This is a genomic window from Spirochaetae bacterium HGW-Spirochaetae-1, from assembly GCA_002839375.1.
In the GTDB taxonomy this organism is placed as follows: Bacteria; Spirochaetota; UBA4802; order UBA4802; family UBA5550; genus PGXY01.
In genome coordinates, this window is sequence record PGXY01000010.1 from 187,529 (window position 1) to 201,573 (window position 14,045).

Here is a 14,045-nt window from a genome sequence, read left to right on the forward strand (position 1 = left end):
AAAACGTGGAGATAAAATCATGGAAAACATCATATATTTTAGCAAAGACATAAAGGGGCTTGATGAAAAAATCCGTCAGAGGCTGGGGATACGAGGGAAAAGGGCTGTTGATCTTGCCATGATGGGACTGCCCATCGCTCCCGGTTTTATAATAGATTCGCAGCTGACAAAAAAACTTCCGCAGGTTAATCTTAAAGAAATCGTAAAAACACATATATCCAATATCGAAAAAGAAACAAAAAAGAAATTCGGCGATCCTCAGAAGCCGTTGATGCTTAAGGTAGTACTTAGTTCCGATCTTAATACTCCTTACTTTCCTTCGATCCACAATATAGGGATGAATTTTGATACGGTTAAGGGATTCGCAAAATTTACTGATCCGGCATTTGCCCATGGAGAATTTATTTTCCTCCTGAAAAGTATAGGGAAAAATCTTCTTGATATCGATGAAGAGACGATTAAAAAGATTGAAGGCAAATTACCTCCTAAACCCAGGGTTGAAGATCTGGAAAAGGTAATTGATAGATTTCTTAAAGAATATGAGGGTGATTTTGAGCTCGACGTTTATGACCAGTTGAGTCTGATATTAAAACAGGCATCATCGAAATACTGCGACTCGGAAATTGATGTCGATGATTCGCTCTCCATAATGATTCAGGCCATGGTTTATGGAAACTTCGGTCAGCACTCGTATGCGGGAAATTTTTACACCAGGAATATTATAACCGGCGACAAGGAAATACAGGGGGAATATCTACAGAATGAATTTGACCTTGTCAGAGGCAAAGCTAAAGATATTCAGAAGATTGATAAGAATTATTTTGATAAATTCACACAGATATCGCAGCAGGTTGAGGATAATTTTCACGAGATCCGCGATATTAAGTTTACCATTGAAGAAAAGGATTTCTGGCTTGTTGAACAGCGTGAAGTGGATGAAAAATCCACGCAGTCACAGATTAAAACACTACTCGATTTATGTCAGCGGAAAGTTATTACTGAAACCGAACTTATAAAAACCATAAAACCTAATCAACTGAACGAACTACTTCATCCCGTCATCGACCCCAGGACTATTAAGAATATCAAGTCCATTAAAGGTGGTATAGCCGGATCTACAGGTGCAGCAATCGGCAAAATTTATTTTTCTACACCGAAATTGCTGGAGGAGTATAAAAAGGCTATCATGAAGGGGGAAGACACTAATATGATCCTCATTCTTCCTTCATCATATGCCGAGGATGTCAAGGCCATTGAAGTGGCCAAGGGCGTCATTACCTGTGAGGGGGGGTTCTCGTCTCATGCGCCTGTTGTTGCAAGGAGCCTTGGAAAGGTTGCAATGGTTCAGCCTGATATGAAGATCGGTAAAAATACTCTGACAATTAGCGGGAAGAGTATTCAGGAAGGAGAATACATCTCAATAAATGTTCCGTATTATGAAGAGCCAACCATTTATCTTGGGAAAGTTGAGCTCATCGAACCGGATTTTAAGAAAAACGGTCTGTTCGATTTCCTGAAAATAGTGGAAAAATTTGTTACAACTTTTAATGTACGGGCCAATGCTGATCAGGGCAGGGACGCGAAAGTGGCGAAGGAATTCAATGCCACCGGAATCGGGCTCTGCAGGACTGAGCATATGTTTTTTAATGAAAAGCGAATCATGAAGTTCAGGGAAATGGTCATCGCTTCTGATGAGAAAGAACGACGAAAAGCCCTTGAAGCCCTTCGGCCCATGCAGCGATCGGATTTTTATGATCTTTTTAAAATAATGGATGGGAAACCGGTCACCATCCGTCTCCTGGACGCTCCTCTGCATGAGTTTTTGCCAAGAAGCGATGCCAGTATGAAAGAATTTTTAAAATATATGCAAAGCCGTAATTCAAAAATGTCAGCGGCGGATATTAAATCACGCTGTGAAGAATTGGGAGAAATGAATCCCATGCTGGGACACCGGGGCTGCCGCGTGGCTATTACCTATCCTGAAATTTATGAGATTCAGTGTAAGGCCATATTTGAAGCTGCATGCATGCTGAAAAAAGAAGGGGTAAAAGTTAAACCGGAGATTATGATTCCCATTGTAATGAGCGAGCAGGAAATCAAGTTTATTAAAAATGGAAAGAAAATAGAAGGAAAGGAAGTCAAGGGCATTAATGATATCAAGAATGAGGTGTGCCAGGAATATGGTGTTGATGACCTTGAATATCATGTCGGAACGATGATAGAACTGCCTGCTGCTGCACTTGGAGCTGGCAATATCGCGAAATATGCCGAGTTCTTCAGTTTTGGAACAAATGACCTGACGCAGACAACATATGGCTTGTCAAGGGATGATTCAAACTCTTTCTTTCCCGATTATTCTCTCTATGACCTCATGAAGCACAATCCCTTTAACGTTCTGGGACCGGAAGTGAAGGAGCTTATTGAGATGGCATCGCTTCGGGGAAGGCTTACCAGGCCTGATATCAAAATGGGTCTATGCGGCGAGCACGGAGCAAATCCCAGCAATATTGAATTCTGTATGGATGCCGGTTTGAATTATGTTTCTTCTTCACCGTACTCTATTCCACTGGCAAAGCTGGCGATAGCGCAGATCAATATTGCAAGAAAGGTTGAAGAAAAATAGAATAAAAATTGAATTGTATATGCTGCAAATAACTGGAGAAACCGTCATGCACTATAGCAGACGGTTTCTTTTATTTTCTGTGAGACAACCGGCAATTGTTTACTTGTCGAGCGCAGCAACTCCCGGCAGAATTTTCCCTTCCAGGAGTTCAAGGAATGCTCCGCCTCCCGTGGATATATAGGATATTTTGTCCGAGACTCCGGCCTGATTGACGGCAGTTACGCTGTCGCCGCCGCCCACGATGCTGAGGCAGTCGGTTTCGGCAAGAAGACCGGCTATAGAGTTGGTGCCCCGGGAAAAACTGGGCATTTCAAAGGCACCCATGGGCCCATTCCAGATTATGGTTTTCGATTTTTTGATCCTTTCGGAAAAAAGTTTTACTGTCTCGGGCCCGATATCTAGTCCCATGTGGTCATCGGGGATTTTGTCTGCGGCAACTGTTTTTGACGGTGATTCATTTTTAAATTCAGGCGCTGCGATGATATCAATGGGAAGAAGAATATCAACCTTCTTGCTTTTTGCTTCATCAAGGATGGCTTTGGCAGTTTCAACCAGTTCTTCTTCAAGGAGGGATTTACCTACGGAATATCCCTGGGCCTTGAGGAAGGTGAAGGCCATGCCCCCGCCGATTATAATGAAGTCGACCTTATTGAGAATATTTTTCAGTGCATCGAGTTTTGATGAGACCTTGGCTCCGCCGATAATAGCCCCGACGGGATGAACCGGATCGGTCATGGCTTTTTTGAAGTATTCAATTTCATCCTTGAGAAGAAATCCCGCGGCACACGTTTTTATATGGCGTGTTATGGCTTCATTCGATGCGTGTCCCCGGTGAGCGGCGGCAAAAGCGTCGTCGATGTATACTTCGGCAAGAGAGGCCAGCAGCTTGCCGAAATCTTCATTGTTTTTTTCTTCCTCGGGATAAAAGCGGATGTTTTCAAGAAGGACGATTTCCCCATCCTTCATGGCGTCGATGATTATTTTTACGCTATCGCCTATGGGGTCAGTGATAAATTTCACGTCTTTTTTAAGGATTGTTGATAGTCTTTTGGCCACAGGTGCCAGGCTCATGGAAGGAACAATTTTCCCCTTCGGTCTGCCCATGTGGGATACAAGAATGATCCTGCTGCCGCGCTCCAGGCAGTAATTGATGGTGGGGATGGTGGCGGTAATTCTCGTATCATCCGTGATGTTCATATCGCTGTCGTAGGGTACATTGTAATCCATTCTCAGCATAACTTTTTTTGAAGCGACATCAATCTGGTCGATGTATTTAATTGTCATGAGAATAACCTCTTCGATTATTATAAAATTATTTCAAATTATTCAAAATGAAAAAATGACAATATGAATTCTATTTTCATGTTGAATATAAAGTTAAAAAGCAATACGGTCAAGGTCAATTTTGATTTCTTAGTTCACGCTTTTTCTTTCTTACCAGTACGAATCGGGAAACAAAAATTGATATTTCATAGAGAAACCACAGGGGAACAGCTACGAAGAACATGGAAAAGGGATCCTGGGGCGTTATAATTCCGCCGATGAGAAAACAAAGAACTATGGCTATTTTCCTTTTTGCGATAAGAAATTGAGGGGTCAGTAAGCCCATGCGAGTCAATATCAATACAGCTATGGGAAGTTCGAAAAGGAAACCCATGGCGAGGCTGAAGAGGAGGATGAAGCTCAGATAATCATCGGCCCCGATGGTACTCTGCATATCGGGGGGAATGAACTGGATAAGTATTTGCAGAACAAATGGTATCAGCCCAAAGAACACAAATGCCATCCCTCCATAGAAAAGCAGAATGGCGGCCAGAAGGGTCATGCGGGAGAACATTCGGTCTTCCTTGTTGATGGCCGGAACAATGAATTTCCATGCATGGTAGAATATGAGCGGAATGGTGAGAAGAAGCGCCACGACCGCCGAGGCCTTGAGCCTGATCAAAAATCCGCCCAGGAGTTTGAATACATGCAGTTTCTGACTGGTCGGGAATGGTCTGTTGATGAATTCTATGAGATAATCGGAGAAAGATATTCCCACGGCAGTCAGTACAATCAAGGTGCCGAGAATTACAAGAATGCGTGACCGGAATTCTTCGAGATGATCAACGAGGCTCATGGGCATATCACCCCTGTGCAGGGCTTCGGGGTCGATCTCGTCTTCCACTGTTGCCGGCAGGTTTTCCTCCGGGGCTTTTTTCTTTGCGCGGGTTAAGGCCTTGGCGGAATTTTTATCATTGGTTTTCTTTACCGGCAGTGCATCGGTCCGCGTATCTTCCGATTGCCTTTTTTTCCCGCGAATAGTAATCTCTTTATTTTCATTTGATTCCAGGACTGCCACGGGGGTCGTTTTTTTTGATGGAGAAGCCTTTTTAACCCCTGGAGATTTCACTCGCGGTTTTTTTCCAGCTTTTTTATTTACGTTTTTACCTTTGGCATCTGTCGCCGGAGTTTTAGTTTTTTTTGAGGGAGCTGTACTGGGTTTCTGCCCGCCTGTTTTTGTCGTTTTGGTTTTTTTAATTTTATCAGCCAAAGTATATCTCCTGAAACCAGATGATCAAAATGATATAAAGTAACTGCCCATATCTAACTGCTATGATGAATGACAACAATCAAAATGCCAGTTAATGAGGATGATGTATCCACACTGGAAGCATATATGTCAAGTATTTTAGAATGTAATAGAAATTATATGGTTATGAAAGTTAAGTACTCTTTATGGAAATATTTTTATTTAAATTATAATATCTTAGTTGACAAAGAATGATCATATTCAATAAAAAATATTTAAAGACGGGTCTCGTGACGGCAGGCCCGTATACCCTGACATGAAGATTTGTATTCAACCGGAATTGACTGATATGAATGTGTTTATGTATATCAGGTTGTATCCTGCTTCTGACTGCCGCGATTGGTTTTTAAAATCTCTATTTTGCACACAGATATATTACAATTAATATATAATACACATAAAATATAAAACTATGGAGGGGGAAATGGCTAAGTTTGAGGAAAAGTCTATGCCGGCTGTGTTTCAGAATCAGGTCGAAAAGTTTGGCGACCGGGCCTGTGTAGCCTATAAAAAAGATGGGGTCTATACTGATATTTCCTGGAATGACATGAACACGATGGTCAGGAATATCGGGTGCTTCCTCATGTCGAGGGGAATTAAAAAAGCCGAGAAAGTGGCAATCTTCGCCGAGAACCGCTATGAATGGTGGGTGACGGACCTTGGCGCACTGTCGGTAGGGGCAACGGATGTGCCAATTTATTCCACGAATTCGCCCGAGGAAGCTCAGTATATACTGAGCAATTCAGATTCGAAGATATGCTTTGTCAGCACAGAGGATCATCTCGAACGGGTTCTCAAGGTAAAGAAAAAGCTTCCCAAGCTGAGTGTTATAGTCATCTTTAATGAAATGAAAAAGAAGAAAGCGGGTGTGATAACCATGGCCCAGGCTTTAGAGGAAGGAGCTAAGTATAAAAGCCAGGCTGATTTTGACAAGAGACTGAAAGCCATTAAGGGAGAAGATCTGGCTACGCTCATTTATACATCGGGCACAACGGGAAATCCCAAGGGCGTTATGCTGACGCATAATAATTTCCTGTCTAATACAAAGCAGAGCGTCGATGACTTTAAAGACATGGTTACTCCCGATGATACATTTGCCTCTTTTCTGCCCCTTTCCCACTCATTGGAAAGGACGATTGGATTATACCTGCCCATTTACCAGGGATCAAAGGTTGCTTTTGTGGAGAACGTATCTACAACTCTGATGCAAGACTTTCTTGCCATACGTCCCACAGCCATGGTGAGCGTTCCCCGGATATATGAAAAGGTTCATGCCGGCGTTCTTTCAAAAATAGCCGATGCTCCGCCCATAAAAAAGAAAATTTTCAACTGGGCAATGGCTCAATCACATAAAAATATTCCTTACAACTGCCAGAATAAACCGAGGACGGGTATTTTTGCCAAAAAATATGACCTGGCCGATAAGCTTGTTTTTTCCAACCTGAAAAAGGCCCTGGGTCTTGACAGGCTCAAGATAGCGATTTCGGGCGGTGGACCGCTCAGTGTAACTGATGCAGAATTTTTCATAGGCATGGGATTTAAAATCTATGAGGGATTTGGCCTTACCGAAACTACGCCGGTAACAAATGTAAACAGGCCGTGGCTTATAAAACTCGGCACGGTTGGACCTCCTCTCAAGGATACCATCGTAAAGATTTCCGATGAGGGCGAAATACTCCTCAAAGGACCGCAGGTCATGAAAGGGTATTATAAAAATCCTCAGGCAACCAAGGAGGTTTTTACTAAGGACGGATTCTTCAGAACCGGGGATATCGGGGTGATTGATCAGGATGGATATCTGTCAATCACGGGCCGTATCAAAGATATCATTGTCACTGCCGGCGGAAAAAATATTTCTCCCCAGAATATCGAAAATGCTCTGAAGGCCTCACGTTTTATTGAACAGGTGGCGGTCATCGGCGATCGGAGGAAATATCTTGCAGCTCTTATTGTGCCCTCTTTTGACGAACTCAAGAAATGGGCGAAGAAAAACGGCATTGCGGCCGGCTCAGAAGAGGAGCTTATCAAAAATGAGCAGGTTTTAGCAATAATTGGTGAAGAGATTAAAAAATATATGGCTAGTTTTGCCCGTGTGGAGCAAATTCGCAAATTCAAGCTCCTGGTCAGTGAATGGAGCCAGGCCGGCGGTGAACTCACACCCTCACTGAAGGTTAAGCGGCGTGTCATAGAAGAGAAATACGGAACTGAGATTGAAAGTATGTTTGACGAAGATTAGAATATTATTCTATATTGGAAAAAAGAGAGCGGTAATTGCCGCTCTCTTTTTTTTGTTTCTGAATGATAAAAATTATTGGTTGACATTACCATAAATTATAAATAAAATTTCTCATAATCAAAATAAAATAATCTGCATCATAGTATTTATTTTTTGTTTTTCACTTTTCCCCAATAATTTATGCACTAACCTGGAGGTCTTAATGGCTAAACAAGTGAAGCTTAAAGAAAACACAATTCCTGCCATTGCTCAGCTACGGGCTGAAAAATATGGCGATCGCACATGCTGTCTGTATAAGAAAGATGGTATCTATACCGGCATCTCCTGGAGTGGGATGAACGACATGGTGAGGGCTCTTGCAAATTATCTCCTTTCCATCGGTATTAAAAAAGGCGATAAAGTCGGATTGTTCTCTGAAAACCGCTATGAATGGTGGGTGGGAGATCTTGCTATTCTCAGTGTAGGTGCTATAAATGTACCTATTTATTCTACCAATTCCGCGGAAGAGGCGCTTTATATATTGGAAAATTCCGAATCCAAAGCGTGTCTGGTGTCCACCGAGGATCATCTTGCCCGGGTATTGAAGGTAAAGAAGAAGCTGAAAAAGCTGAAGAAGCTGGTTGTTTTCAACGAGACGAGCCAGAAAAAAACCGATGTGATAACATTTACCAAAGCACTCGAGGCCGGAAAGGCCTTTAAAAACAAGACCATGCTGGATAAACGTTTAGCCGATGTGAAGCCGAAAGACCTGGCCACGATTATGTATACATCAGGCACAACGGGAAATCCCAAGGGTGTTATGCTGACACATGATAATTTTGTATCGCAGGCGGAAAATATCTTCAGCGAGATGGCGGGGAAAATAACGGAGAACGATCTGTTTCTCTCATTTCTGCCTCTGTCGCATGTACTTGAAAGGACTACGGGATATTACGGCCCGCTTTATATCGGTGCCACTGTTGCCTTCGCGGAAAGCATCAACACGCTGCTGGATAATTTCAAGGAAGTGCGTCCCACGATTATTATAAGCGTACCCAGGATTTACGAGAAACTTCATGCAGGTATTCTTTCACAGGTCTCCGACGCTCCCGGGCTGAAGAAAGCCATATTCAATTTCGCTTCAAAAACTGCACAGAAGAATCTTCCCTATGCCTGCGCCAATAAGTCCCGATCAGGGCTTTTTGCCAAGCGTTTTAACCTGATGGATAAGCTGGTTTTTTCCAAGCTTAAAACCGCCCTGGGACTTGATAAACTCAGGTATGCCATTTCAGGCGGCGGACCGCTCAGCGTTTCAGACGCGGAATTTTTCATCGGGATGGGAATACAGATACTGGAGGGTTTCGGCCTTACCGAAACTTCACCCGTGACCCACTTCAACCGCCCCGGGAAAATTAAGCCGGGTACGGTGGGACATCCTATACCCCAGACCGAGGCAAAAATTTCCGATGACGGAGAACTCCTCCTGAAGGGTCGTCAGGTCATGGTGGGATATTATAAGAATCCCAAGGCCACTAAGGAAGCCTTTACCAAGGATAAATTCTTCAGGACCGGCGATGTGGGTGTAATTGATAATACGGGTCGGCTTGCCATTACGGGAAGGATCAAGGACATCATTGTTACGGCCGGCGGAAAGAACATCTCTCCCCAGAATATAGAGAATGAGCTGAAATCTTCTCGTTTTATCGAGCAGGTTGCTGTCATCGGAGACAGGAGGAAGTATCTTTCGGCACTCATCGTGCCCACCTTTGATGAAATTAAAAAGTGGGCCAAGAAAAATGAGATAACCTTTGCCAGTAATGAGGACCTCATGAACAATGAGAAGGTCAATGAGCTTGTTGCGGGGGAAATCAATAAATTCACCAGTAAATTCTCACGTGTCGAGCAGATAAGAAAATTTAAACTTCTTGATGCGGAATGGACTCAGGATGGCGGAGAGCTGACCCCCAGTCAGAAAGTAAAACGCCGGGTCGTGGAAAGCAAGTACGCAAAAGAGATTGAGGGCCTGTACCCGCCTGATATGGAATAGATGTTCGGATTGCGGAGGGCGAAGAGATTCGCCCCCGCAATTTTATATCACGAAAATAATTTCATTATATCCTGGAAAACGGCCGCCGGTTCTTTTGCTCCATCTACCTCGCGAAGCAGTCCTTCCTTCTTGTAGAATTCTATCACGGGCATGGTTTGATTTCTATAAACAGAGAGACGGTTCTGAACGGTTTCCCTGTTATCGTCATCACGCAGGATAAGGGGGGCGCCGCAGCGGTCGCAGATATGGGGCTTTACCGGGGGATTGTACTCGACGTGAAAGATCTCACTACAGGCTGTACAGGTTCTGCGGCCCGTTATTCTTTTAATTATATCCTCATCGGGTACGGATATAAGGATTGCCGCATCGATGTTATGCCGTTCTTTCAGTTTTTCCGCCTGATACAGGGCCCGGGGGAAGCCGTCGAATAGAAACCCGGAAGGGCAGTTTTCTCCGAGATAATTCATTATTACTTCGGTAATGAGCTCCACAGGGCCGATTTCTCCACGATCCATGAACTCCTTTATCTGTCTGCCAAAATCAGTACCACGCCGGACCTCGTCGCGGAGTATGTTGCCCGAGGATATATGGGGGATACTGAAGGTCTCCCGGATGCGCGAGGCCTGGGTCCCTTTACCGCAGCCGGGAGGGCCTATGAGTACGATTTTTTTACTGGAGTTCAATGGCTTTTCCCTTTTCGTCAAAGTAGGTCCATGTCCCGGTTTTTTGATCATCACGGTATGTTCCCCGCGACTGAATGACACCCGATTCATTAAACAGGGTCCAGTTGCCCGACTTGAAACCCTTCTCGTAGTTGCCGATGGCCTTTTTCATGCCATTGGGATAGTACTGGTTTGACTGGCCATGTTTTTCATCATTGATATACCAGCAGATTTCCATGGGCTTCCCGTCTTCATAGTACTCCTGGAATTTGCCGTTTTTTACTCCATTCCGGTACCAGACTTCCTTGTGGACCATGCCTGATTCATAAAAAGTTAGGCGGGAACCGTGCAGTGTATCATTGACATATGTTTCCCGAATCTGCTTATTGCCGTTTTTAAAGTAGGATATCCATATCCCGTTTTTTTTACCATATATGAAGGTGCCTTCATACATGATTTTTTTCCCTTCAGTGCCTTCATGGAAATAGGTCCATTTTCCGTGTCTCTGACCGTTTTTAATTGTGCCTGTCGCTTTCAATGAGCCGTCGGACCAGTGTAGTTCCGCTGTCCCGTTCATGATGGTAATATCATCGGCGCCCGATGTATCAATGATCCGGTCCTCCAGTGCGGATTGTGACGATGCACAGTGAACCTGCGCCACGAGCAGGAGTGTGAGAATAAAAATGCTGTGTTTTTTCATGCAAATAAACCTCTTTTTTTATGTCCGATATATGATTTTTAATTCTCCCTGCGGCCTTTTCATCTTCAGGCCCCCGGGATTTTATCCGAAAATAGTAGTAGTATGAAAGTGAGTCAAATATTTTTTTTATCAATTTGATTATTAAGGATAGTTTGTTTTTTATAGTTGTTTTAAGTTATTTGGTCGGGATATTTGGCCTGAAAACAGGCAGAAGTGCTTCCCGATACTGACTTGATCAGCACAGACTAATAATACAGAGGTAACCCCATATGATGAGATCTTTGTGGACAGCAGCATCGGGAATGGTGGGACAACAGTTTAATATCGATACCATTTCCAATAACCTTTCCAATGTCAATACTACGGGATTCAAAAAGCAGAGGGCTGAATTCGAAGATCTCCTGTACCACACGATCCTCATGGCCGGTACGCCTGCAACGGAAGTAACAGAGGTCCCCACGGGAATTCAGGTAGGACACGGTGTCAAGGTGGCAGCGACTCAGAAAATGTTCGAGCAGGGAAGCCTTCAGTCCACGGAAAATAAGCTGGACCTTGCCATGGAAGGAGAAGGATTCTTTAAAATACAGCTTTATGATGGTTCCATGGCTTATACGAGAGACGGGGCCTTCAAGATAGATTCTAACCGGCAGGTTGTTACCGCCAATGGATATCTGCTGGAGCCGCCGCTGGTTCTTCCGGAAAATTTTATTATGAACACTCTTTCGATAAGCCAGGACGGCCGCGTTACCGTGAAGTTGGTAGGAGAAGAAGATTCCGTTGAGGTGGGCCAGATGGAAGTCTACCGCTTTGTCAACCCGGCAGGTTTGAGCAGCATCGGTGGAAATCTGTACAAGACGACTCCAGCCTCGGGTGAGGAAATTGCCGGACAGCCGGGAATGGACGGACTGGCCAAGGTACACCAGGGTTTTCTTGAGATGTCCAATGTGAAGGTCGTTGAAGAGATGGTCAATATGATCGTGGCACAGAGGGCTTATGAAGTGAATTCTAAGGCAATCCAGGCTTCCGATTCCATGCTGGGAACGGCCATAGGCCTGAAGCGATAATGAGATTTTTGGGCCGGGGCATTATTGCATTTTTTATGCTGTTCTGCGCTGTTGGCGCTGATGCCGCGGTTAAGATATATCTTTTTTCACGGGCCGATATCATCGGTGAGAAAATAAGCGTGGCGGATATAGGCACTGTGGAGGCCAGGGATGGTCTCAGGCAAAGCATAGAGGCCCTGGAGATCGGACCCTCCTTAATGAAAAATGGATTAATCGGTAAGGATGAAGTAGCCCGCCTGGTCGAGACCATGGTTGGCGAAAAACCCGTGATCTTCGGCAGTGCTGTCAGGGTGTTTCAAAGTCATGACAAGGAACCGTCTGCTGAAACAGAAGAAGAAAGTGAAGAGCTGATTCAGAAAGGAGCACCTGTACGGGTGTTTTATTCATTAAAAGGGATCAGTATAGAGACGGGCGGTATCGCCATGGAAAAGGGAAAGGCCGGAGAGATAATCCAGGTAAAAGTGAAAGGCAGGGCAATGTCGGCCAGGATTATTGACCGATACACGGTCAGGAAAGAACTATGAAAAGCAAAATCATATTCATCATGGCATGCATCATATCCTTTTCAAGCCTCCAGGGGAAAACGATCTGGGTGAATAAAAATAATTTTGCCTCAGCGGGAAATCTAAACGTGGGTGATATCATTGTCGTCAATGTCCTGGATATTTCGGCCATGCAGTTCACTATAAATCTGAAGAACACCGTAACGTCATCGCTTACGTCAAGTCCTGATCTCACCATCACGGGTTTCCTGCCCAAGGTGAACGGCACCAAGGCCATGAAGAGCGATGATACGACACAGTTCGGCGAAAAGGGCAAATTTAATTTTACCATTGCGGCACAGCTTCAGAACAGAACGCCCGACGGTAAATTTACCCTGGGGGGTACGAGGGTGTACGCAATTAATGGAGCTGCCAGCACTGTAACAGTCACGGGCCTCGTTGATCCCGTCCTGGTGAAGGGAAGAAACGTCGATTCCGATAAAGTGGCAAATTTTAGAATAGAGATCCGCAGCACCCGCGAGGGATTGAGGCTCCAGCGCCCTGCTCTGAAAGAAGGAGAGAATGCCCAGGTGTCGCTGACGGAAGCGGAAAAGCAGCGGCTTATAATTGATTATCTTGAAAAAATGATAAACGAGCTGACACGATAAATGAAAAGAAATATCATACATATGCTACTCGCTGTTGCGGTTGTTTTCCCGGTCTCGTCGGCGCTAATGGCTGAGGTGACGGTAAAGCTCCGTGACATCGTGACCATCGATGGGTTGAAGGAAAACCAGATCTATGGCTACGGCCTTGTAGTGGGACTCCCGGGAACCGGTGATTCCAAGACATCCCTGTCGAAATCATCACTGAAAAATTTTCTGAAAGGCCTGGGACTTGAAAGTGATGATACGAAAACCAGGAACGTGGCAGCCGTGCTTCTCACGGCCAAACTTCCTCCCTTTGTGAGAATCGGCGACCGAATCGATATAACCGTGTCATCAATCGGAGACGCCAAATCCCTGGAAGGGGGAATCCTCGTTCAATCATCGCTGCTCGGCGCCGATGGGAACACCTATGCTGCTGCGCAGGGAAGGCTGGAATTCCCGCGGAAGACTGGAAAGGAAAAGGTCGTGAAGACTGTTGCAATACTGACCCGAGGCGCTGTCATCGAGCGGGACCTCTCGCCGGAAATTATCACTGACAATAAAATATTCCTGGTTCTCCACGACTTCGACTATGGTCAGGCAGACCGGATCATAAAGGTTATAAAGAAAAAATATCCGGCATCGGCACCCGAGATGACTGCCGACGGAAAGATCAAACTGCAGATTATCGAGAAGATTCCATTGCCGGAATTCATCGGCACCATCGAGAATATGGAAGTGGCGCCCAGTGACCGGCCCCGTGTCGTGATAAATGAAAAAGACGGGACTATCGTGGCCGGCGGCAATATCAGGATATCCGAGGCATTCGTGAGCCGTGAAGGCCTGGTCGTGGAGATAGAAGATTCCGAAAAAAAAGGAGCGGCGGCAGAAATCAAGGAAGCAACAACGGTGAAGGACCTGGTTGATTCATTGAATGCCATGGGCGCTTCAAACGGCGATATTATAGCGATACTGAAGGCGCTGAAGGACGCCGGTTCTCTTCACGCGGAACTCATAATCAAGTAGGAGCAGA

Annotated in this window: 11 protein-coding genes; 7 read left to right on the forward strand and 4 right to left on the reverse strand. The window is 44.8% G+C overall.

The window, feature by feature from the left end; all coding sequences use genetic code 11:
• Window positions 1-19 precede the first annotated feature (19 nt).
• On the forward strand, window positions 20-2,623 hold the full coding sequence (locus tag CVV44_19690) for a pyruvate, phosphate dikinase (protein PKL35752.1): 2,604 nt from the start codon (window positions 20-22) through the stop codon (window positions 2,621-2,623).
• Window positions 2,624-2,722: 99 nt separating this feature from the next.
• Here CVV44_19690 and pgk read toward each other — a convergent pair whose 3' ends face one another.
• Complete coding sequence (gene pgk / locus CVV44_19695; protein ID PKL35753.1) at window positions 2,723-3,907, reverse strand: phosphoglycerate kinase; 1,185 nt, start codon at window positions 3,905-3,907, stop codon at window positions 2,723-2,725.
• Between the two features lie 115 nt (window positions 3,908-4,022).
• On the reverse strand, window positions 4,023-5,156 hold the full coding sequence (gene tatC / locus CVV44_19700) for a twin-arginine translocase subunit TatC (GenBank protein PKL35754.1): 1,134 nt from the start codon (window positions 5,154-5,156) through the stop codon (window positions 4,023-4,025).
• 451 nt (window positions 5,157-5,607) lie between these two features.
• Here tatC and CVV44_19705 point away from each other — a divergent pair, with 451 nt between their 5' ends.
• Together CVV44_19705 and CVV44_19710 are read left to right on the forward strand one after the other, a co-directional pair.
• The gene (locus CVV44_19705; GenBank protein ID PKL35755.1) at window positions 5,608-7,431 is read left to right on the forward strand and encodes a long-chain fatty acid--CoA ligase; all 1,824 of its coding nucleotides are present in this window, start codon (window positions 5,608-5,610) and stop codon (window positions 7,429-7,431) included.
• A 202-nt stretch (window positions 7,432-7,633) separates the two neighbouring features.
• A complete protein-coding gene (locus CVV44_19710) occupies window positions 7,634-9,457 on the forward strand; it encodes a long-chain fatty acid--CoA ligase (protein PKL35756.1) in 1,824 nt (607 codons plus the stop codon).
• 47 nt (window positions 9,458-9,504) lie between these two features.
• Here CVV44_19710 and CVV44_19715 read toward each other — a convergent pair whose 3' ends face one another.
• Both CVV44_19715 and CVV44_19720 read right to left on the reverse strand, forming a co-directional pair.
• On the reverse strand, window positions 9,505-10,230 hold the full coding sequence (locus CVV44_19715; protein ID PKL35757.1) for an adenylate kinase: 726 nt from the start codon (window positions 10,228-10,230) through the stop codon (window positions 9,505-9,507).
• A complete protein-coding gene (locus CVV44_19720) occupies window positions 10,127-10,819 on the reverse strand; it encodes a hypothetical protein (GenBank protein ID PKL35758.1) in 693 nt (230 codons plus the stop codon). The genes CVV44_19715 and CVV44_19720 overlap by 104 nt, the downstream gene beginning before the upstream one ends.
• A 269-nt stretch (window positions 10,820-11,088) precedes the next feature.
• Here CVV44_19720 and flgG point away from each other — a divergent pair, with 269 nt between their 5' ends.
• From flgG to CVV44_19740, 4 genes are read left to right on the forward strand one after another with little or no spacing between them, the layout of a single operon-like run.
• Window positions 11,089-11,883 (forward strand): flagellar basal-body rod protein FlgG, encoded by a 795-nt coding sequence (gene flgG, locus CVV44_19725; GenBank protein ID PKL35759.1) that lies wholly within the window; start codon window positions 11,089-11,091, stop codon window positions 11,881-11,883.
• Window positions 11,883-12,407, forward strand: coding sequence for a hypothetical protein (locus tag CVV44_19730; protein ID PKL35760.1), 525 nt, complete (start codon window positions 11,883-11,885; stop codon window positions 12,405-12,407). Before flgG ends, CVV44_19730 begins: the two co-directional genes overlap by 1 nt.
• On the forward strand, window positions 12,404-13,033 hold the full coding sequence (locus CVV44_19735; GenBank protein PKL35761.1) for a hypothetical protein: 630 nt from the start codon (window positions 12,404-12,406) through the stop codon (window positions 13,031-13,033). The genes CVV44_19730 and CVV44_19735 overlap by 4 nt, the downstream gene beginning before the upstream one ends.
• Entirely contained in the window at window positions 13,034-14,038 is a 1,005-nt protein-coding gene (locus tag CVV44_19740) for a flagellar biosynthesis protein FlgI (GenBank protein PKL35762.1), read from the forward strand.
• The last annotated feature ends 7 nt before the right edge of the window (window positions 14,039-14,045 follow it).

What these genes read in the sequence shown, in the direction of transcription:
- CVV44_19720 (PKL35758.1), bottom strand. Translation starts at nt 10,819, where the DNA reads ATGAAAAAACACAGCATTTTTATTCTCACACTCCTGCTCGTGGCGCAG.
- CVV44_19730 (PKL35760.1), top strand. Translation starts at nt 11,883, where the DNA reads ATGAGATTTTTGGGCCGGGGCATTATTGCATTTTTTATGCTGTTCTGC.
- CVV44_19740 (PKL35762.1), top strand. Translation starts at nt 13,034, where the DNA reads ATGAAAAGAAATATCATACATATGCTACTCGCTGTTGCGGTTGTTTTC.
- CVV44_19705 (PKL35755.1), top strand. Translation starts at nt 5,608, where the DNA reads ATGGAGGGGGAAATGGCTAAGTTTGAGGAAAAGTCTATGCCGGCTGTG.
- pgk (PKL35753.1), bottom strand. Translation starts at nt 3,907, where the DNA reads ATGACAATTAAATACATCGACCAGATTGATGTCGCTTCAAAAAAAGTT.
- CVV44_19690 (PKL35752.1), top strand. Translation starts at nt 20, where the DNA reads ATGGAAAACATCATATATTTTAGCAAAGACATAAAGGGGCTTGATGAA.
- CVV44_19715 (PKL35757.1), bottom strand. Translation starts at nt 10,230, where the DNA reads ATGAATCGGGTGTCATTCAGTCGCGGGGAACATACCGTGATGATCAAA.
- flgG (PKL35759.1), top strand. Translation starts at nt 11,089, where the DNA reads ATGATGAGATCTTTGTGGACAGCAGCATCGGGAATGGTGGGACAACAG.
- CVV44_19735 (PKL35761.1), top strand. Translation starts at nt 12,404, where the DNA reads ATGAAAAGCAAAATCATATTCATCATGGCATGCATCATATCCTTTTCA.
- CVV44_19710 (PKL35756.1), top strand. Translation starts at nt 7,634, where the DNA reads ATGGCTAAACAAGTGAAGCTTAAAGAAAACACAATTCCTGCCATTGCT.